The 20,643-nt window shown below is 57.9% G+C and carries 17 protein-coding genes; 1 reads left to right on the top strand and 16 read right to left on the bottom strand.

Translation table 11 applies throughout. The features are described 5' to 3' along the window. Positions 1-10 precede the first annotated feature (10 nt). From rplB to rpsL, 9 genes are all read right to left on the bottom strand, one after another. Entirely contained in the window at positions 11-835 is an 825-nt protein-coding gene (gene rplB, locus PRZ03_RS17055) for a 50S ribosomal protein L2 (protein WP_263535990.1), read from the bottom strand. Beyond that, complete coding sequence (rplW, locus tag PRZ03_RS17050) at positions 835-1,149, bottom strand: 50S ribosomal protein L23 (protein WP_263558994.1); 315 nt, start codon at positions 1,147-1,149, stop codon at positions 835-837. The genes rplB and rplW overlap by 1 nt, the downstream gene beginning before the upstream one ends. Beyond that, positions 1,146-1,766 carry a 50S ribosomal protein L4 gene (rplD, locus tag PRZ03_RS17045; RefSeq protein ID WP_263535992.1) on the bottom strand — a complete coding sequence of 207 codons (621 nt, stop codon included), beginning with the start codon at positions 1,764-1,766 and terminating at the stop codon, positions 1,146-1,148. Before rplD ends, rplW begins: the two co-directional genes overlap by 4 nt. Then, complete coding sequence (gene rplC, locus PRZ03_RS17040) at positions 1,766-2,437, bottom strand: 50S ribosomal protein L3 (protein WP_273601450.1); 672 nt, start codon at positions 2,435-2,437, stop codon at positions 1,766-1,768. Before rplC ends, rplD begins: the two co-directional genes overlap by 1 nt. Before the next feature lie 273 nt (positions 2,438-2,710). Beyond that, positions 2,711-3,022 carry a 30S ribosomal protein S10 gene (gene rpsJ / locus PRZ03_RS17035; RefSeq protein ID WP_058721902.1) on the bottom strand — a complete coding sequence of 104 codons (312 nt, stop codon included), beginning with the start codon at positions 3,020-3,022 and terminating at the stop codon, positions 2,711-2,713. 97 nt (positions 3,023-3,119) lie between these two features. Beyond that, entirely contained in the window at positions 3,120-4,310 is a 1,191-nt protein-coding gene (gene tuf / locus PRZ03_RS17030; protein WP_273601445.1) for an elongation factor Tu, read from the bottom strand. A gap of 155 nt (positions 4,311-4,465) precedes the next feature. Then, entirely contained in the window at positions 4,466-6,568 is a 2,103-nt protein-coding gene (gene fusA / locus PRZ03_RS17025) for an elongation factor G (RefSeq protein WP_273601449.1), read from the bottom strand. Positions 6,569-6,638: 70 nt separating this feature from the next. Further along, positions 6,639-7,109, bottom strand: coding sequence for a 30S ribosomal protein S7 (rpsG, locus tag PRZ03_RS17020; RefSeq protein WP_263535996.1), 471 nt, complete (start codon positions 7,107-7,109; stop codon positions 6,639-6,641). 164 nt (positions 7,110-7,273) lie between these two features. Continuing rightward, entirely contained in the window at positions 7,274-7,651 is a 378-nt protein-coding gene (gene rpsL / locus PRZ03_RS17015; protein ID WP_058721899.1) for a 30S ribosomal protein S12, read from the bottom strand. 312 nt (positions 7,652-7,963) lie between these two features. Between rpsL and PRZ03_RS17010 the strand changes: the two genes are divergently transcribed. Next, positions 7,964-8,479: a PIN domain-containing protein gene (locus PRZ03_RS17010; RefSeq protein ID WP_338109618.1), complete on the top strand. Its 516-nt coding sequence runs from the start codon at positions 7,964-7,966 to the stop codon at positions 8,477-8,479. Between the two features lie 54 nt (positions 8,480-8,533). Here PRZ03_RS17010 and rpoC read toward each other — a convergent pair whose 3' ends face one another. The 7 genes from rpoC to nusG all read right to left on the bottom strand — a co-directional run bounded on the left by rpoC (position 8,534) and on the right by nusG (position 20,636). Next, positions 8,534-12,766: a DNA-directed RNA polymerase subunit beta' gene (rpoC, locus tag PRZ03_RS17005; protein WP_263535998.1), complete on the bottom strand. Its 4,233-nt coding sequence runs from the start codon at positions 12,764-12,766 to the stop codon at positions 8,534-8,536. 90 nt (positions 12,767-12,856) lie between these two features. After that, positions 12,857-16,975 (bottom strand): DNA-directed RNA polymerase subunit beta, encoded by a 4,119-nt coding sequence (rpoB, locus tag PRZ03_RS17000; RefSeq protein ID WP_263535999.1) that lies wholly within the window; start codon positions 16,973-16,975, stop codon positions 12,857-12,859. A 422-nt stretch (positions 16,976-17,397) separates the two neighbouring features. Then, on the bottom strand, positions 17,398-17,775 hold the full coding sequence (rplL, locus tag PRZ03_RS16995) for a 50S ribosomal protein L7/L12 (protein ID WP_263536000.1): 378 nt from the start codon (positions 17,773-17,775) through the stop codon (positions 17,398-17,400). A 107-nt stretch (positions 17,776-17,882) separates the two neighbouring features. After that, on the bottom strand, positions 17,883-18,428 hold the full coding sequence (gene rplJ / locus PRZ03_RS16990; RefSeq protein WP_263536001.1) for a 50S ribosomal protein L10: 546 nt from the start codon (positions 18,426-18,428) through the stop codon (positions 17,883-17,885). 314 nt (positions 18,429-18,742) lie between these two features. Beyond that, entirely contained in the window at positions 18,743-19,450 is a 708-nt protein-coding gene (rplA, locus tag PRZ03_RS16985; protein ID WP_263559663.1) for a 50S ribosomal protein L1, read from the bottom strand. Between the two features lies 1 nt (position 19,451). After that, complete coding sequence (rplK, locus tag PRZ03_RS16980; RefSeq protein WP_263536003.1) at positions 19,452-19,883, bottom strand: 50S ribosomal protein L11; 432 nt, start codon at positions 19,881-19,883, stop codon at positions 19,452-19,454. Positions 19,884-20,051: 168 nt separating this feature from the next. Then, positions 20,052-20,636: a transcription termination/antitermination protein NusG gene (nusG, locus tag PRZ03_RS16975; protein WP_263536004.1), complete on the bottom strand. Its 585-nt coding sequence runs from the start codon at positions 20,634-20,636 to the stop codon at positions 20,052-20,054. Between the last annotated feature and the right edge of the window lie 7 nt (positions 20,637-20,643).

The raw sequence follows: 20,643 nt of genomic DNA, 5'->3' as shown, positions 1-20,643 counted from the left end.
GGCCTACCCTTTACTTCTTGCGACGCGAAACGATGAACGTCTGCGTGCGCTTGTTGCTACGAGTGCGGAAGCCCTTCGTGAGGGTGTTCCACGGCGACACAGGCGCCTGGCCTTCACCGGTACGACCTTCACCACCACCGTGCGGGTGATCCACCGGGTTCATCGCTGTACCGCGAACGGTTGGGCGAATACCCTTCCAACGGATCGCACCGGCCTTGCCGTACTGGCGCAGTTGGTGTTCTTCGTTGCTGACTTCGCCAATGGTTGCGCGGCAGTCGATATGGATCTTGCGGACTTCACCGGAGCGCAAGCGCAACTGGGCGTAAACGCCTTCGCGCGCCATCAGCACCACAGACACGCCAGCCGAACGCGCAATTTGCGCACCCTTGCCAGGCTGCATCTCGACGCAGTGAATGGTCGAACCCACCGGGATGTTGCGGATTGGCAATGTGTTACCGGCCTTGATGGGAGCCTCGGCTCCGCTCAAAACGGTTGAACCCACTTCCAAGCCACGCGGTGCAATGATGTAGCTGCGCAAGCCGTCGGCATAACACACCAAAGCGATGTGAGCCGTGCGGTTTGGGTCGTACTCAATGCGCTCAACCTTGGCCGGAATACCGTCCTTGTTGCGCTTGAAGTCGACAAGCCGATAGTGCTGCTTGTGACCGCCGCCCCGATGGCGAACCGTGATGTGACCGTTGTTATTACGGCCGGAATTTTGCTTTTGTGGCTCAAGCAACGATGCTTCGGGCGCGCCCTTATGCAGATGCTTGTGCACCACCTTCACGACGGCACGGCGGCCAGGTGAAGTAGGTTTGACTTTAACGACAGCCATTACGCAGCCTCCCCGGTGAAGTTGAGCTCTTGGCCCGCCTTCAGCGAAACATAAGCCTTCTTGATGTGGTCACGGCGACCGATCGAGCGGCCAAATTTCTTGACCTTGCCCTTCACGTTCACCACGTTCACCGCCTCAACCTCGACCTTGAACATCAGTTCAACAGCGGCCTTGATTTCTGGCTTGGTGGCGTCGCGCATCACCTTGAACAAGACTTGATTGTGCTTTTCAGCAACCGCCGTGGCCTTTTCGGACACGATGGGAGCGAGCAACACCTGGGCCAAACGGCCTTCAGAATACTTTACGGCGCTCATGCCAGCATCTCCGTCAGTTGTTCCATTGCAGCCTTAGTCACCAGGACCTTCTTGTAGAAGACCAGCGACAACGGATCGGCGTAGCGTGGCTCGCAAACCAGCACATTGGCCAGGTTGCGCGATGCCAACAGCAAGTTGTCGTCCACTTGGTCAGCAATGACCATCACCGATTCGAGGCCCATGGCCTTGAATTTAGCGGCCAAGAGCTTGGTCTTCGGGGCTTCGAGAGTGATCGAATCCACCACAGCCAGGCGACCTTCACGAGCCAACTGCGAGAGGATCGCAGCCATACCGGCGCGATACATCTTCTTGTTGAGCTTGTGTGTGAAGTTCTCGTCGGGCATGTTCGGGAAAATCCGACCACCTCCGCGCCACAAAGGCGAGGAAGTCATACCAGCACGAGCACGGCCAGTTCCCTTTTGACGGAAAGGCTTCTTCGTCGAGTGCTTAACTTGTTCGCGATCCTTCTGGGCGCGGGTACCTTGGCGGGCGTTGGCCTGGAAGGCCACGACCACCTGGTGAACCAGGGCTTCGTTGTAGTCGCGAGCAAACAGCGTGTCAGGAGCGTCCACCTTAGCGGTGGCCTGACCTTGTTCATTCAGGAGCTCGAGCTGCATCAGATGGCTCCCTTCTTGAGCTTGACCTTGACGGCAGGGCGAACGACAACGTGGCCGTTCTTGGAGCCCGGCACAGCACCACGGACCAGCAGCAGTTGACGAGCCTCGTCAATGCGCACGATGTCCAGGTTTTGTGTTGTCACGGACTCATCACCCATGTGACCGCACATCTTCTTGCCGGGGAAAACCCGACCAGGATCCTGAGCCATCGAAATGGAACCAGGAACATTGTGCGACCGACTGTTACCGTGCGAAGCACGCTGCGAGTGGAAGTTGTGACGCTTGATGGTACCGGCAAAGCCTTTACCGATCGAAGTTCCTTGAACGTCAACCAACTGACCAATTGCAAACAAGGAGATTGGCACTTGCACGCCAGCCTTGTATTCAGCTGCAACATCAGCGGTAACGCGGAATTCGCTCATGACTTCACCAGCCTCAACACCCGCCTTGGCGAGGTGTCCGGCTTCCGGCTTGGTGACGCGCGATGCTATGCGCGTACCGAACGCCACCTGAATGGCGGTGTAGCCGTCGGTCTCTACGGTCTTGATCTGGGTCACGCGGTTGTTGGACACATCCAGCACCGTCACAGGAACGGCGTCGCCGTCGTCTGTGAAGATGCGCATCATGCCCACCTTGCGGCCCAGCAATCCGAGACGATTGCTTAGACTCATGTTTTTCTCCAGCCCCTCAGGTTGACCCTGGAAGCCATTTACATACACCCGACATCGATTGGCCGGGCTGACCAGTGCAACACATGAATGACCTAACCCTTGCGGGCCAAACCTGTGCTGCGCCAAATTCCGCGCAGGAAATTCCTCCGCGGAAAAGCTGGCGAGTATAGCGTGAAAGTTGCGACTAGCGCAAGTGCCACCTATCTCGCCAACAAAAAAGGGCCGCCTTGGCGGCTGCCCTGGCCATCAATCCACCGAAGTGGATCGATGTTTTTACTGCAACTTGATCTCGACGTCGACGCCGGCAGGCAGGTCGAGCTTCATCAAAGCATCAACTGTCTTGTCGGTAGGATCAACGATGTCCATCAAACGCTGGTGCGTACGGATTTCGAACTGGTCGCGCGATGTCTTGTTGACGTGCGGCGAACGCAGGATATCGAAGCGCTGCATGCGTGTCGGCAATGGCACTGGGCCCTTGACGATGGCGCCAGTGCGCTTGGCGGTTTCAACGATTTCAGCTGCCGATTGATCGATCAACTTGTAGTCAAACGCCTTCAGGCGGATGCGGATCTTTTGCTTTTGCATGACGATTCCTTCAAAGAGCGAGCGGCACAGAGCCGCGAAGTGGGTGAAGCCCTGCTTGCTACCACTCGCGGCAAGCAGGACCGGTCACGCAAAAGTCTTAGGCGATGATCGTAGCAACCACGCCCGAACCAACGGTACGGCCACCTTCGCGAATCGCGAAGCGCAGACCAGTTTCCATCGCGATCGGAGCGATCAACTTGATCGTCATACCGACGTTATCGCCAGGCATAACCATTTCCTTGTCCGCTGGCAGCTCAACAGCACCGGTCACGTCAGTTGTACGGAAGTAGAACTGTGGACGGTAGTTGTTGAAGAACGGCGTGTGACGGCCGCCCTCTTCCTTCGACAAGACATACACCTCAGCCGTGAAGTGGGTGTGTGGCTTGATCGAACCCGGCTTGCTCAGCACTTGGCCGCGCTCAACATCTTCACGCTTGGTGCCGCGCAGCAAGATGCCGACGTTGTCACCAGCTTGACCTTGATCGAGCAACTTGCGGAACATTTCCACGCCGGTCACGGTTGTCTTCTGGACATCACGGATACCAACGATTTCGATTTCTTCGCCGACCTTGATGATGCCGCGCTCGATACGACCAGTCACCACGGTGCCGCGGCCAGAGATCGAGAACACGTCTTCAACCGGCAGCAAGAAGGCGCCGTCCATGGCACGCTCAGGCTGGGGAATGTAGCTGTCCAGCGCTTCGGCCAGAGCCATGATCGCGCCTTCGCCCAAGGGGCCTGTGTCGCCTTCCAGCGCCAACTTGGCCGAACCCTTGATGATCGGTGTGTCGTCGCCAGGGAAGTCGTACTTGGACAAGAGCTCGCGCACTTCCATTTCGACCAGTTCCAGCAACTCAGCGTCGTCCACCATGTCGCACTTGTTCAGGAAGACGATGATGTACTTCACGCCCACCTGACGAGCCAACAAGATGTGCTCGCGGGTCTGTGGCATCGGGCCGTCAGCGGCCGAGCAAACCAGAATCGCGCCGTCCATCTGCGCCGCGCCGGTGATCATGTTCTTCACATAGTCAGCGTGGCCTGGGCAGTCCACGTGTGCGTAGTGACGGCCGGCCGTCTCGTACTCAACGTGAGCAGTGTTGATCGTGATGCCGCGGGCTTTTTCTTCCGGTGCTGCGTCGATCTGGTCGTAAGCCTTGGCCTCGCCGCCAAACTTCTTCGACAGCACGGTCGCGATAGCAGCCGTCAGCGTGGTCTTGCCATGGTCAACGTGACCGATCGTGCCCACATTGACGTGCGGCTTGGTACGTTCAAATTTGCTTTTTGCCATTTGTATTCTCCGAAAAGAGCATTTTGCCAATCTACTGGTTTAGCGTTTCCACAGCACCTTGAACCCCCAACGATTGGCAATTGGGGTAGCGACTGCAAAGACGAACTTGAAATGCAAAAAGAGGTCAGCCCAAAGGCCAACCTCTCCAAAGACTCTTACTTACCGCGGGCGGTAATGATCGCCTCGGCCACGTTCTTAGGAGCTTCGCTGTAATGCTTGAACTCCATCGTGTACGTGGCACGACCCTGGGTCGCAGAACGCAGTGTGGTCGAGTAGCCGAACATTTCCGACAACGGAACTTCGGCCTTGATGACCTTGCCGCCACCGACCATGTCGTCCATGCCTTGAACCATACCGCGACGGCTGGACAGATCGCCCATCACGTTACCGGCGTAGTCTTCAGGCGTTTCGACTTCCACAGCCATCATTGGCTCCAGAATCACCGGCGAAGCGCGGCGGCAGCCTTCCTTGAAGCCCAAGGAAGCAGCCATCTTGAACGCGTTTTCGTTCGAGTCAACTTCGTGGTAGGAACCGAAAGTCAATGTGACCTTCACGTCCACAACCGGGAAGCCGGCCAACACGCCGTTAGGCAGCGACTCAAGCACACCCTTCTCAACCGCAGGGATGAATTCACGTGGAACCACACCGCCCTTGATCGCGTCGACGAACTCGAAGCCCTTGCCCGGCTCTTGCGGCTCAACCGTCAGCACCACGTGACCGTATTGACCCTTACCGCCCGACTGACGAACGAACTTGCCGTCGACATCCGCAACCGACTTGCGAATGGTTTCGCGGTAGGCCACTTGCGGCTTGCCGACGTTGGCCTCAACACCGAACTCGCGCTTCATGCGATCGACAATAATTTCCAGGTGCAACTCGCCCATGCCGGAAATGATGGTCTGGCCCGACTCTTCGTCGGTACGCAGACGGAACGATGGATCTTCCTTGGCCAAACGGCCCAGAGCGATACCCATCTTTTCCTGGTCGGCCTTGGTCTTAGGCTCAACCGCTTGCGAAATCACTGGCTCAGGGAACACCATCTTTTCCAAGGTGATGATCGACTCTGGATCGCACAATGTTTCGCCGGTGGTCACGTCCTTCAAGCCCACGCATGCTGCGATGTCGCCGGCCAGAATTTCCGAGATTTCCTCGCGCTGGTTGGCGTGCATCTGCAAGATACGACCGATACGCTCTTTCTTGCTGCGAATCGGGTTGTAGACCGAATCACCCGACTTCAAGACGCCCGAATAGACGCGCACGAAAGTCAGCTGACCCACATACGGGTCGGTCATCAGCTTGAAGGCCAGAGCCGAGAACTTGGCCGAGTCAGACGCTTCGCGAGTCACTGGCTTGTCGTCTTCGTCCGTGCCCGGCACTGGAGGAACGTCCAGCGGCGAAGGCATGAAGTCGATCACGCCGTCCAGCATGCGCTGCACGCCCTTGTTCTTGAACGCGGTACCGCAGAACATCGGCTGGATTTCGGCAGCCAAGGTACGCGTACGGATGCCCTGCATGACTTCAGCATCGCTGAGTTCACCGGTTTCCAGGTACTTGTTCATCATGTCTTCGTTCGACTCGGCGGCGGCTTCAACCAGGTTGTCGCGCCACTTTTGTGCTTCCGCCAGCAGTTCAGCCGGGATTTCACGGTAGTCGAACTTCATACCCTGGGACGCTTCGTCCCAGTAGATGGCCTTCATCACGGTCAAGTCGATGACGCCTTGGAAGTTGTCTTCGGCACCAATCGGCAGCACCACGGGCACTGGATTGGCCTTCAGACGTGCCTTCATCTGGTCATAGACCTTGTAGAAGTTGGCGCCCGTGCGGTCCATCTTGTTGACGAAAGCAAGGCGTGGAACCTTGTACTTGTTAGCCTGGCGCCACACAGTCTCGGACTGTGGCTGCACGCCACCGACGGCGCAATAGACCATGCAAGCACCGTCCAACACACGCATCGAACGCTCAACTTCGATCGTGAAGTCAACGTGCCCGGGGGTGTCAATGATGTTGATGCGGTGCTCGGCGCGGCTTGCGTCCATGCCCTTCCAGAAGCAAGTCGTGGCAGCCGACGTAATCGTGATGCCGCGCTCTTGCTCTTGTTCCATCCAGTCCATGGTGGCAGCGCCATCATGGACTTCACCGATCTTGTGGTTCACACCGGTGTAGTAAAGGATCCGCTCTGTCGTCGTTGTCTTACCGGCGTCAATGTGCGCCGAGATACCGATATTGCGGTAGCGCTCGATAGGGGTCTTGCGTGCCATGATGTCACTCCAAAAAGGCAGGAGCCGCCAGCGGGTTAGTATTAACCCGAGGCGGCCGGAACTTGGTAGTTTAGAAGCGGAAGTGCGAGAACGCCTTGTTGGCTTCTGCCATGCGGTGAACTTCGTCACGCTTTTTCATGGCGCCGCCGCGGCCTTCAGCAGCCTCGAGCAATTCGTTAGCCAAACGCTGGAACATCGACTTCTCACCGCGCTTGCGGGCCGATTCCTTCAGCCAACGCATGGCCAAAGCCATCCGACGAACGGGGCGAACTTCCACGGGAACTTGGTAGTTTGCACCGCCGACACGGCGTGACTTCACTTCAACCATTGGCTTGACGTTGTTCAGGGCGACCATGAACACTTCCAGCGGGTCTTTGCCGGCCTTCTTTTCGATTTGCTCCAAAGCGCCATAAATGATGCGCTCTGCAACGGCCTTCTTGCCCGATTCCATGATCACGTTCATGAATTTGGACAGGTCAACATTACCGAATTTTGGATCAGGCAGGATTTCCCGCTTGGGTACTTCGCGACGACGTGGCATGGGATTCTTCCTCTTGCTTCAGTTGGTACGGGCATATGCCCTGCACCGTTGGATGGCCACCGACTTCTGGGGCATCCACTTACTCGATCTATTGCCACTCTTGAGAGCGACATGAGTCGAAAAATATCGAGCGCCAGCAAAATGCCGGGCCGACATGGCTTGTATTACTTGTTCTTCGGACGCTTCGCGCCGTACTTGGAGCGCGACTGCTTGCGGTCTTTCACGCCCTGCAAGTCGAGTGATCCACGCACGATGTGGTAACGCACACCTGGCAAGTCCTTGACCCGGCCGCCGCGCACCAGCACAACGCTGTGCTCTTGCAAGTTGTGGCCTTCACCGCCGATGTACGAGATAACCTCGAAACCGTTGGTCAGACGCACCTTGGCGACTTTACGCAAAGCCGAGTTAGGCTTCTTAGGAGTCGTGGTGTACACACGAGTGCACACGCCACGACGCTGGGGGCAACCCTGCATCGCTGGCGACTTAGATTTCGTGACCTCGGTCTCTCGACCGTGGCGCACGAGTTGATTGATTGTTGGCATAAGTAACTTGTTCCCGTTTGAAGTCACACGCTTCGGCTCAAAGGCACTCAGGATGAGTGCAAGCCCTGTGTAGCCCCTTGCAAAACCGACAAACCCAAAGGAATTCGCCGGATTTTCTTAGTGCGCCGCGCCATGCGGAGCACTTGAGGATGCTTCGGCCGCGCGAAATGCGCAGCAAGGCCCGCCGAAGAGCCTGTGATTGTAGTCCAGAACAGTCCTAAGATACAAGTGGCGCATTTGCCGCAGGTGGATCGCCTACCTTTTCCCTCGACTAATACCCACAGTTGACCAGTTGTCCCAGGTCGGAAGTCTATGGATTCAAGTCACAACACGCCCACGATGATCCCAGTAATCCCAGTCCCCACGAACGCAGCTCCACCGAAGGTTGTCATTGACACCCAAGTCATCATGGATTGGTTGGTCTTCAACAATCAAAGCGTTGCCCCTTTGATTCAGGCCGTGCAAACCCAGGCCTTGAGATGGATTGGCCTCGCCGCCATGAAGGCGGAGTTACTGCATGTGCTGGGGCGCGGCATTGCCGCGAGTTACGGGCCCGATCTTGTTTTGATTGACCAAGAGTTTGCGCGCTGGTGCCATCTGATAGAAAAGGATCCCCTGCCCGCGGTTCGGCTGGTCTGCCGGGACAAGGACGATCAGATGTTCATCGACTTAGCCTTGGCCGAACAGGCGAGCTTTCTGATTTCGCGCGACCGGGCGGTTTTGGCCTTGGCGAAACGTGCGCGGCGAGCCGGGCTTGCGATCATGACGCCGGAGGCTTGGATCAAGCAGGCAACACCCGCAGCCACGGGAGTTTCGCAAGCAGAATGAAGAAAGGCCGCCCATAGGGCGGCCTTTTCAATTGAGGGCGAAAGCTCTCAGTGATTATTCAGCACTACCTTCGATGTCCGCGTCAACGTGAGCCATCTGGGCGGAAGCCAATTCTTCGGCCTCCTGCTGAGCAATCGCGCGACGCTCGGTGTCGTCCATCTTTTCCTTGGCAATACGAGCACGGTGGAATGCCATGCCTGTACCTGCCGGGATCAAACGTCCAACGATGACGTTTTCCTTCAAGCCGCGCAGCTCGTCGCGCTTGCCCATGATGGCAGCCTCGGTCAGCACGCGGGTGGTTTCCTGGAAGGAAGCCGCCGAGATGAAGGAGTCGGTCGACAGGGAAGCCTTGGTAATACCCATCAGCACGTCGACGTGGGTGGCAATCATCTTGCCTTCCTTGCGCAGACGGTCGTTGGTATCCAACAGCTCCGAGCGCTCAACTTGCTCGTTGATGATGTACTTCGAATCGCCAGAGTTGGTGATTTGCACGCGACGCAGCATCTGGCGAACGATCACCTCGATGTGCTTGTCGTTGATCTTCACGCCCTGCAAGCGATACACGTCCTGCACTTCGTCGACGATGTAGCGAGCCAGCTCTTCGATACCCAGCAAACGCAGGATGTCTTGAGGGTCGGCCGAGCCGTCCACAATCAATTCGCCGCGGTTGACCACCTGGCCTTCGTGCACCAAGATGTTCTTCTCCTTGGGCACCAGCTCTTCGTGCTTCTTGCCATCCGGATCGGTAATTTCCAGGCGATTCTTGCCCTTGGTTTCCTTACCGAAGGAGACCGTACCGGTCATCTCGGCCAGCAGACCCACATCCTTAGGTGAACGGGCCTCAAACAGCTCGGCAACCCGCGGCAAGCCGCCGGTAATGTCTCGCGTTTTCTGACCTTCCATGGGGATACGAGCCAGCACTTCGCCCGGAGCCAATTCTTGACCGTCGCGCACCTGAATCAGCGCGCCGACTGGGAAGCCAATCGTCACCGAGTGATCGGTGCCAGGAATCTTGACTTCGTTGCCATTGGCGTCGAGCAACTTGACCTGTGGACGCACCACCTTGGTCGCGCCGCGGCGCTTGGCGTCAATCACCACCAGTGTGGACAAACCGGTCACTTCGTCGACCTGCTTGGCCACGGTGACGCCCTCTTCCACATTCTCGAACTTCGCCTGACCGGCGAACTCGGTAATGATTGGACGGGTCAGCGGATCCCAATTGGCAAGAATAGTACCGGCCTTGATGGCTTGATCAGCACGGATGCTCAACACGGCGCCGTAAGGCACCTTGTGACGCTCGCGCTCACGGCCATGGGGATCGGCAATGATGATTTCGCCGGAACGCGAAATCACCACCAAATCACCCTTGCCGTTGGTCACGTAGCGCATCGTCGCATTGAAGCCGATCAAGCCTTCGGACTTGGCATCTACGCTGGAAGCAACCGCCGCACGCGAAGCCGCACCACCGATGTGGAAGGTACGCATGGTCAGCTGGGTACCCGGCTCACCGATCGACTGCGCCGCGATCACACCGACGGCTTCACCGATATTGACCATGCCACCACGACCCAGGTCGCGACCGTAGCAATGGGCGCACAGACCGAAACGGGTCGCGCAGGTCAGCGGCGTGCGGACCTTGATCTCGTCCACGCCATGCGTTTCCAGCATGTCCAGCGTGTCTTCGTCCAGCATGCTGAGCGCAGGCAACACAACCGCTTGCGTTTCTGGATGCAGCACGTCGATCGCAGTCACGCGGCCGAGCACGCGGTCACGCAAGGACTCGATCACTTCACCGCCCTCAACCAGAGCGCGCATCGCCATACCGTTTTCGGTACCGCAATCTTCTTCGATCACCACCAAGTCTTGCGTCACGTCCACCAGGCGACGTGTCAGGTAACCCGAGTTCGCTGTCTTCAAAGCCGTATCCGCCAGACCCTTACGAGCACCGTGGGTGGAAATGAAGTACTGCAGAACGTTCAGACCTTCGCGGAAGTTCGCGGTAATCGGCGTCTCGATGATGGAGCCGTCAGGCTTGGCCATCAAACCCCGCATACCGGAGAGCTGGCGAATCTGAGCGGCAGAACCTCGAGCGCCCGAGTCAGCCATCATGTAAATCGAGTTGAAGGACTCCTGATCCACCTGATTGCCGTGACGGTCGGTCGTCTTCTGCTTGGACAGCTGGCTCATCATGACCTTGCCGACTTCGTCGCCGGTCTTGCCCCAGATGTCCACCACCTTGTTGTAACGCTCGCCGGAAGTCACCAAACCGGAGATGTACTGCTGTTCGATCTCCTTGACTTCCTTCTCGGCGCGCTCGATCAGCATCGGCTTCTCGGGCGGCACCAACATGTCGTCAACAGCGATCGAAATACCTGCACGCGTTGCCAGCTTGAAACCAGCTTGCAGCAGCTTGTCTGCCAAGACGACCGTTTCCTTCAGACCGCACTTGCGGAATGACATATTGATCAACTTGGAGATTTCTTTCTTCTTCAGCGCCTTGTCGATATTGGCGAACGGCAAGCCCTTGGGCAAGATTTCGCTCAGCAACGCGCGACCAACGGTCGTGCTAACCAGCTTGGTCTCGGGGATCCATTCGATCTCCTGACCTTCGACCACGGCGCCCTTGGTGTACTGCACCATGCGCACATTGATACGGGCAGTGATTTCAACGGCACCGTTTTCCAAGGCGCGGATCAACTCGGAGATGTCCGAGAAGACCATGCCCTCGCCCTTGCCGTTGATGCGCTCGCGGGTGGCGTAGTACAAGCCCAGCACCACGTCTTGCGACGGCACGATCGACGGCTCGCCCGAAGCCGGGAACAGCACGTTGTTGGAGGCCAGCATCAGCGTGCGGGCTTCCATTTGCGCTTCGATCGACAGCGGCACGTGAACAGCCATCTGGTCACCGTCGAAGTCGGCGTTGAAGGCGGCGCAAACCAGCGGGTGCAGCTGAATGGCCTTGCCTTCGATCAACACAGGCTCAAAGGCCTGAATGCCCAAACGGTGCAGCGTAGGCGCACGGTTCAAGAGCACCGGATGCTCCTTGATGACCTCTTCCAGGATGTCCCAAACGACTGGCGAGCCGGATTCGACTTCCTTCTTGGCGGCCTTGATCGTCGTCGCGATGCCCATGGCCTCGAGGCGCGAGAAGATGAAGGGCTTGAACAACTCAAGCGCCATCAACTTGGGCAAACCGCACTGATGCAGCTTCAGCGTTGGGCCCACCACAATGACCGAACGGCCAGAGTAGTCGACGCGCTTGCCCAGCAAGTTCTGACGGAAACGACCGCCCTTGCCCTTGATCATGTCGGCCAGCGACTTCAACGCCCGCTTGTTGGCGCCGGTCATGGCCTTGCCGCGACGACCGTTGTCCAGCAGCGAGTCAACCGCTTCCTGCAACATGCGCTTTTCGTTGCGCACGATGATCTCAGGGGCCTTCAACTCCAGCAGACGAGCCAGACGGTTGTTGCGGTTGATGACGCGACGATACAGATCGTTCAGGTCGGAGGTCGCAAAGCGGCCGCCGTCCAATGGCACCAGCGGACGCAGGTCCGGTGGCAACACGGGCAGCACTTCCAGCACCATCCAGTTTGGCTTGATGCCCGAGCGTTTGAAGGCTTCCATCACCTTGAGGCGCTTGGAATTCTTCTTGACCTTCAGCTCGGAGCCGGTCATGTCGTTGCGCAGGCGGTCGATCTCGACGTCGAGATCCATATCTTCCAGCAAGCGCTTGACGCCTTCGGCACCCATCAGGGCAACGAATTCATCACCGAACTCAACGACCTTCGCGTCGTAGTCATCCTCGGTCATGATCGTGAATTTCTTCAACGGTGTCATGCCTGGGTCAACCACCACATATGCTTCAAAGTACAAGACGCGTTCGATGTCGCGCAGCGTCATGTCCAGCACCAGGCCCAAGCGCGATGGCAGGGACTTCAGGAACCAGATGTGGGCGCAAGGGGCGGCCAGGTCGATATGACCCATGCGGTCACGGCGAACCTTGGTCTGGGTGACTTCAACGCCGCACTTCTCGCAGATAACGCCGCGATGCTTCAGGCGCTTGTACTTGCCGCACAGGCATTCGTAGTCCTTGATAGGCCCGAAGATCTTGGCGCAGAACAAGCCGTCGCGCTCGGGCTTGAAGGTGCGGTAGTTGATGGTTTCAGGCTTCTTCACCTCACCAAATGACCACGAACGAATCTTCTCGGGCGATGCAAGCCCGATCTTGATGGCGTCGAAGTGTTCATCCGGGGTGAACTGCTTGAACAGGTCCAGTAAGCCTTTCATGGCTTTCTCCTAATTTGTGTTTGGAAGCGAATCTAGAAACGAATGGAGGGCAGAGTCACCGCAATTGCGGTGCCCTGCCACGCACAGCGCTTAGTTACGCTCCAACTCAATATCGATACCGAGCGACCGGATTTCCTTGACCAACACGTTGAACGATTCCGGCATGCCGGCTTCGATCGTGTGCTCACCCTTGACGATGCTCTCGTAGACCTTGGTCCGGCCGTTCACGTCATCGGACTTGACCGTCAGCATTTCCTGCAAGATGTAGGAGGCGCCATAAGCTTCCAGCGCCCACACTTCCATCTCACCGAAACGCTGGCCACCGAACTGAGCCTTACCACCCAGCGGCTGCTGAGTGACCAAGCTGTACGGGCCGGTCGAACGGGCGTGCATCTTGTCGTCCACCAAGTGGTGCAACTTCAGCACATGCATATAGCCCACGGTCGTCGGACGCTCGAAAGCCTCGCCGGTACGGCCATCAGACAGGAACGCCTGGGTACGCGTGGCGGTCAAGCCCTTCTTGGCGGCGATGTCATCCGGGTACGCCAACTTCAGCATCGCGCGGATTTCTTCTTCCTTGGCCCCGTCAAACACCGGCGTCGCAAACGGCACGCCGTTGGTCAGGTTGTGCGCCATCTCAACGATTTCGGTGTCGTTCAGATCGTCAAGGTGCTCCTTCTTGCCGGACTGGTTGTACAACTCGTCGAAGAACTTGCGCAACTCGGCCACGCGGGCTTCTTGCTGCAGCATGTCGCCGATGCGCTGACCAATGCCCTTGCCGGCCCAACCCAGGTGCACTTCCAAAACCTGACCCACGTTCATCCGTGAAGGCACGCCCAGCGGGTTCAAGACGATGTCAACGGTGGTGCCGTCGGCCATATAAGGCATGTCTTCGATCGGAGCGATCTTGGACACAACACCCTTGTTACCGTGACGACCGGCCATCTTGTCACCCGGCTGCAAGCGACGCTTGACGGCCAGATAGACCTTGACCATCTTCAGCACGCCAGCCGGCAGCTCATCACCTTGCGTCAACTTCTTGCGCTTTTCTTCAAAGCCCAAGTCGAAGCTGTGGCGGGTCTGCTCCAGCGAGTTCTTGATCGACTCCAATTGGTTGGCGACCTCGTCCTCGGCGGGACGGATATCGAACCAGTGGAATTTCTCGACGCTCTGCAGATAGGCCTTGTCGATGACAGTGCCCTTGGCGATCTTCTGCGGGCCGCCGTTGGCCACGCGGCCGGTCAGCAGCTTCTCGATACGGTCGAACGAGTCGGCCTCCACGATACGCAGTTGGTCGTTCAGGTCCAGGCGGAAGCGCTTCAGCTCATCGTCAATGATCTGCTGAGCACGCTTGTCGCGCTGGATGCCTTCACGGGTGAAGACCTGCACGTCGATGACGGTGCCCGAAGTGCCTTGATCGACACGCAGGGACGTGTCCTTCACGTCGGAAGCCTTCTCGCCGAAGATGGCGCGCAGCAGCTTCTCTTCAGGCGTCAGCGTGGTCTCGCCCTTGGGCGTGACCTTGCCGACCAGCACGTCGCCGGCGTTGACTTCGGCGCCGACGTAGACGATGCCGGACTCATCCAAACGACCAAGCTGCTGCTCGGACAAGTTCGGAATGTCGCGGGTGATTTCTTCGCTGCCCAGCTTGGTGTCACGCGCATTGACCACCAACTCTTCGATGTGAATCGAGGTGTAGCGGTCTTCAGCGATCACACGCTCCGAGATCAGGATCGAATCCTCGAAGTTGTAGCCGTTCCATGGCATGAAGGCGACCAGCATGTTCTGGCCCAGCGCCAACTCACCGATGTCGGTGGAAGCACCGTCAGCAATGATGTCCTCGGCAGCCACCTTGTCACCACGGCGCACGATAGGGCGCTGATGGATATTGGTGTTCTGGTTGGAACGCTGGTACTTGATCAGGTTGTAGATGTCGACGCCAACTTCACCGGCCACGGTTTCGTTGTCATTGACACGAATCACGATACGGTTGGTATCGACGTAGTCGACGATACCGCCGCGGCGCGCCGCCACAACAGTGCCCGAGTCCTTGGCTGCGACACGTTCCACACCGGTACCGACCATGGCCTTTTCGGGACGCAAGATAGGCACGGCCTGACGCTGCATATTCGCACCCATCAAGGCGCGATTCGCATCATCGTGCTCAAGGAATGGCACCAGCGAGGCCGCGACCGACACGATCTGCGTAGGCGCAACGTCCATGTACTGGATGCGCTCTGGACTGGTCAACACCGATTCGCCGTTCTCGCGCGCCGACACCAACTCGTCCGTCAGCGAACCTTCGCTGCTCAAGGTCGCGTTCGCCTGGGCGATCACGTACTTGCCTTCTTCGATGGCCGACAGATAGTCGATCTGGCTCGTGATCTTGCCGTCGACAACGCGACGATAAGGGGTTTCCAGGAAGCCATACTCGTTCAGCTGCGCGTACAGAGCCAAGGAGTTGATCAGACCAATGTTCGGGCCTTCAGGTGTTTCAATTGGGCAGACACGACCGTAGTGAGTCGGGTGCACGTCGCGGACTTCAAAGCCAGCGCGCTCACGCGTCAAACCACCAGGGCCCAGGGCGGAAACGCGACGCTTGTGCGTGATTTCCGACAAGGGGTTGGTCTGGTCCATGAATTGCGACAGCTGCGACGCACCGAAGAACTCTTTCAACGCGGCCGAAATCGGCTTGGAGTTGATCAAGTCATGCGGCATCAAGGCTTCGGTCTCGGCTTGACCCAGACGTTCCTTGACGGCCTTCTCGATCCGAGCCAGACCCGAACGGTACTGGTTCTCGGCCAGTTCGCCGACGCAACGTACGCGACGATTGCCCAAGTGGTCGATGTCATCGACTTCGCCACGGCCATTGCGCAGCTCGACCAAGATCTTGACAACGTCCAGGACGTCTTCGTTCGACAAGGTCATCGCGCCTTCCGGCGTATCGCGGCCAGCACGGGCGTTGAACTTCATGCGGCCCACGCGCGACAGATCGTAGGTGTCCGGGTTGTAGAACAAGCGGTTGAACAGCGCTTCGACCGCGTCTTCCGTTGGCGGCTCGCCTGGGCGCATCATGCGATAGATCGCAACGCGCGCGGCCAGCTGGTCAGCGGTTTCGTCGGCGGCCAGGGTCTGGCTGATGTAAGCACCTTCGTCCAGCTCGTTCGTGAACAAGCACTGCACGTCCTTGATGCCGGCCTGACGCAGCTTCTTCAGCAAAGCGTCGGTCAATTCATCATTGGCCTTGGCGATGATCTCGCCGGTGTCGCCGTCGACCATGTTCTTGGCCAACACACGGCCGACCAAGAAGTCTTCAGGCACCGTGACGTGCTGCGTGCCGGACTGCTCCAGTTGACGCGTGTGACGCGCGGTGATGCGCTTGTCTTTTTCGACAATGACGGCACCGGACTTGTCGGTGATGTCAAAGCGGGCAACTTCACCCTTTAGACGGTCGGCCACAAATTCCATTTGTGCGCCGGCGTCCATCAGACGGAAGTTGTCGAAGACGAAGAAGTGCGCCAGGATTTGCTCGGGGTTCAGGCCGATGGCCTTGAGCAGAATCGTGACAGGCATCTTGCGGCGACGGTCAACGCGGAAGAACAGGATGTCTTTGGCGTCGAATTCAAAGTCCAACCACGAACCGCGGTAAGGAATGATGCGAGCCGAGAACAACAGCTTGCCGCTAGAGTGCGTCTTGCCCTTGTCGTGTTCGAAGAACACGCCAGGCGAGCGATGCAACTGGGAGACGATGACACGCTCGGTGCCATTGACGATGAAGGAGCCGTAATCGGTCATGAGCGGAACTTCGCCCATATAGACCTCTTGCTCCTTGATCTCCTTGACCGTCTTCGCCTGGGGCGATTCACGGTCATAGATGATCATCTGCAGACGCGCACGAACGGCGGCCGCATACGTCAAACCACGCTGCTGGCACTCGCGAGTGTCAAACGGCGGTTTGGCGATGTTGAATTCGAGGAATTTCATCTCCACGAAACCATTGTGCGAAACAATGGGGAACGCGGAAAGGAAAGCTGCTTGCAGGCCCTCGGGCTTGCGTTTAGCAGGGGGGACGTCCTTTTGCAGGAAGGCCACATAAGCCTCTTTCTGCATGGTGAGCAAATAAGGAACGTTGAGAACGCTCTCACGCTTGCCGAAGCTCTTGCGAATTCGCTTGCGCTCGGTAAAGCTATAGGGGGTTGCTTGCGCCATAAACACTCCGTGTCGAGAGCCCACCCCTGGCCGTGGGACGGGCTTCGTCGGCGACTGGCTTCTCGAACTCCATCCCGGACGGACGGCTCGACGCTTGGTGATTGGCCACTACCAACCGCTGGCGGACAACTTCGGCATTGCACCAAAGCCCGACCAAACCGGTTCTCTGCAGTCGGATCAGAGAACACTTGAAATAACCGCACATCATACCTCGCGCGACGCTTTCAACTAATCTCTACCCGGAATAACCCTCAAACGCTAAAAGGGGAGGCCGTGAGGCCACCCCTTTTAAGCCTTGCTAAGCGCCTGTTTATCGATCTGCCCCCAGCCCTCGTCAGGTGGAGCAAAACATTCAACACGCGCCAATTGCAGGCCTGTCAGCAAAACTGAAGCAGCTCGCAAGCCACCCCAATTCGAGACAATTACTTGACGTCGACCTTAGCGCCGGCTTCTTCAAGCTTCTTCTTGGCGGCTTCGGCATCAGCCTTGGACACGCCTTCCTTGACAGCCTTAGGAGCGCCGTCGACCAGGTCTTTAGCTTCCTTCAGGCCCAGGCCGGTGATTTCGCGAACAGCCTTAATCACGGAAACCTTCTGTGCGCCGCAATCGGTCAGGATCACGTTGAACTCGGTCTGCTCTTCAGCAGCAGCAGCGCCACCAGCTGCGCCACCGGCAGCAGGAGCGGCCATAGCAGCGGCGGACACGCCGAATTTTTCTTCAATGGCCTTGACCAGGTCATTGAGTTCCAGAACGGTCATTGCGTCCAGGGCGGAGATGAATGCGTCTTTATCGAATGCCATTTTTAGGCTCCTAGATAGATTGTTTGATGAGCCGGGTGAGGTGGTGGGTGTCATGCACCCGCCTCGCCCTCAACACATCAATAGTGGTTGCTTTATCAGCAGATCGTTCAGGCGGCAGGTGCAGCTTCTGCTGCAACTTCCGTGGCTTCGGCAGCAGGAGCTGCGCCGGCGGCACGTTGTTCCGACACTGCGGCCAATGCGCGTGCGAAACGCGACACAGGCGACTGCATCAGACCCAAGAGCTGGGCCAGCAAAACTTCCTTGCTTGGGACTGAAGCCAATGCCTTAACGGCGTTGACGTCCAGAGCCTTACCACCGTAGGCACCACCCTTGATGATCAGTTTGTCGTTGGTTTTAGCGAAGTCAGACATGACTTTCGCAGCAGCGACAGCGTCTTCAGAAAAGCCATAGATCAGCGGGCCGACCATGCTCTCCGAGATGCACTCGAACTGAGTACCGGCGACGGCACGACGCGCCAGGGTGTTCTTCAGCACGTGAAGATACACACCCTTGGCACGCGATTCGACGCGCAGCTTGTTCAAGGCTTCTACGGTGAGGCCACGGTATTCGGCCAACGCCAAGGTCTGCGACTTAGCCGCTTGGGCTGCCACATCCGTAACGACGGCTGCTTTCTCGTTGCGATTGAGACTCAAGGTCTACTCCTCACAAATACGTGCCCTTTGCCTTGCGGCTCTAGACACACCCGGGTTCAGCGACCTTCTGTCCAGAAACCCACCGGTCGACCCTCAACGAATCGACCGACAAATCCTTTACAGCGGGACCGCCATCTGCGCTGGCTTCAAACAAGGCCGCAAGCTTTGACACCCTCGGCACCGTTATCCATTAAGCAAACGCCCGCAAGCATTCGCACCAACGGTCTTGGATGACGCGAATCAGATTTGCACCCGATTCGCCCCACCAATTCTTCAGCACAGCGCCAGACTCGCGCTGCGCAAATTTTCTTAGCTTAAGCGGAAGCCTGAGCGTTGATGCTGGCCACATCCACACGGGCGCCAACGCCCATGGTGGAGGACACTGCTACCTTACGCAGGTAGACACCCTTGCTGGTCGCTGGCTTGGACTTGTTCAAAGCCTCGATCAGCGCGCGCAAGTTGCCTTCCAGCTTGTCGGTGTCGAACGAGCGACGACCCAAGGTGCCGTGAATGATGCCGCCCTTGTCAACGCGGAACTGGACTTGACCAGCCTTGGCATTGCGAACAGCAGTCGCGACGTCAGGCGTCACGGTGCCGACCTTGGGGTTAGGCATCAGGCCGCGTGGGCCCAGCACTTGACCCAAGGTACCAACGATACGCATGGTGTCAGGCGAGGCGATGACCACGTCGAAAGGCATGTCACCAGCCTTGATACGCTCGGCCAAATCTTCCATGCCGACGATGTCAGCACCGGCAGCACGGGCTTCGTCAGCCTTGGCGCCTTGGGCGAACACAGCGACGCGCTTGGTCTTGCCGATACCGTGAGGCATCACGACCGCGCCGCGAACGACCTGATCAGACTTCTTCGAGTCCACGCCCAGCTGAACAGCCACGTCGATGGATTCGTCGAACTTGGCGACGGCCAGGCTCTTCACCAGATTCAGCGCTTCGCTCAGCGAGTACAGCTTGGTCGTCTCGACCTTGCCCAGATTGGCCTTTTGGCGTTTTGTAAGCTTGGCCATATCAGACTCCTTCCACCAGCACGCCCATCGAGCGAGCCGAACCAGCAATCGTACGAACTGCTGCGTCCAGATCGGCTGCAGTCAGGTCCTTGGTCTTGATCTTGGCGATCTCTTCCAACTGGGCGCGGGTCAGCTTGCCGACCTTTTCCAGGTGCGGCTTGGCCGAACCCTTGTCCAGCTTGGCCAACTTCTTGATCAGAGCAGTCGCTGGAGGCGACTTGATCACGAAGGTGAAGCTCTTGTCCGCGAAAGCGGTAATCACCACCGGCAGCTTCATGCCTGGCTCATGACCCTGCGTCTGGGCGTTGAACGCCTTGCAGAATTCCATGATGTTCAGGCCACGCTGACCCAGCGCGGGACCGACTGGCGGCGATGGATTCGCCTTGCCTGCCGCTACTTGCAGCTTGATAAAGCCGACAATTTTCTTAGCCATATATTCTCCTGACAGAGTCACGGCGGCTGAGCCGCAACCCCTGAGTGCTAGCGCAAGGGGCTAGCGGCTTGACGCCACATACCCTTGCTCCTCTTGTTCACATCTCGTTGTGAACTGACTACGGACAGATGCCAGCCGATGACTCGGCCAACAGGCTCTGTCAAGCCTTTAAACCTTCTCGACTTGAGCGAAGTCCAACTCGACCGGCGTCGCGCGGCCGAAGATGGTGACCGACACGCTGACCTTGGATTTGTCGTAGTTGACACCCTCGATGGCGCCGTTGAAGTCCGTAAACGGGCCTTCCTTGACGCGCACGATTTCGCCAACCATCCACTCGACCTTTGGCCGCGGCTTCTCGATGCCTTCTTGCATCTGGTTGACGATCTTGTTGACCTCCGCCTCGGAGATCGGAGCGGGACGATTCTTTGCTCCACCCACAAAACCAGTCACCTTGGAAGTGTGCTTGACCAAATGCCAAGTGTCATCTTCCATCACCATTTCAACCAGCACATAGCCCGGGAAAAAGCGTCGCTCGGTGACAGCCTTCTTGCCATTCTTCAACTCAACGACTTCTTCGGTCGGCACCAAGATGCGACCAAACTTGTCTTGCATTTCGGCCCGGTCGATGCGTTCACGCAAATTGCGTTCGACCGCCTTCTCCATACCCGAATAGGCATGCACCACATACCAGCGCTTGGGGAGTCCGGTCGGCACGACGGCCTCGGCCGCGGCATTGCCTTGTTCTTCAGTCATTGCAATC

It is taken from the genome of Roseateles albus (assembly GCF_028595345.1).
GTDB lineage: Bacteria > Pseudomonadota > Gammaproteobacteria > Burkholderiales > Burkholderiaceae_C > Paucibacter_A > Paucibacter_A albus.
Note: the sequence above shows the minus strand (reverse complement) of the source record. Positions and strands in the feature narration are given on the sequence as shown.